The following is a 497-nucleotide window of genomic DNA, read 5'->3' as shown; positions in this document are numbered from 1 at the left end:
CCCCAGCTCGTCTGGGCTTTCATCCCCCAGCTCGTCTGGGCTTTCATCCCCCAGCTCGTCTGGGCTTTCATCCCCGCTCTCGTCTGGACTTTCATCCCCACTCTCGTCTGGACTTTCATCCCCACTCTCGTCTGGACTTTCATCCCCCAGCTCGCCTAAATTTTCATCCCCGCTCTCGTCTGGGCTTTCATCCCCCAGCTCGTCTGGACTTTCATCCCCACTCTCGTCTGGGCTTTCATCCCCGCTCTCGTCTGGGCTTTCATCCCCCAGCTCGTCTGGACTTTCATCCCCACTCTCGTCTGGGCTTTCATCCCCACTCTCGTCTGGGCTTTCATCCCCACTCTCGTCTGGGCTTTCATCCCCCAGCTCGTCTGGACTTTCATCCCCGCTCTCGTCTGGGCTTTCATCCCCCAGCTCGCCTAAATTTTCATCCCCGCTCTCGTCTGGGCTTTCATCCCCCAGCTCGTCTGGACTTTCATCCCCACTCTCGTCTGGGC

Annotated in this window: 1 pseudogene; it reads right to left on the bottom strand. The window is 59.0% G+C overall.

The features are described from left to right. Positions 1–497: pseudogene (locus ACIQZI_RS07205) on the bottom strand (hypothetical protein); the annotation flags it as partial.

It is taken from the genome of Peribacillus sp. NPDC096379 (genome assembly GCF_044762875.1).
In the GTDB taxonomy this organism is placed as follows: domain Bacteria; phylum Bacillota; class Bacilli; order Bacillales; family DSM-1321; genus Peribacillus.
The sequence above is the reverse complement of the archived record's forward strand: the minus strand, read 5'-3'. Positions and strand labels throughout refer to the sequence as shown.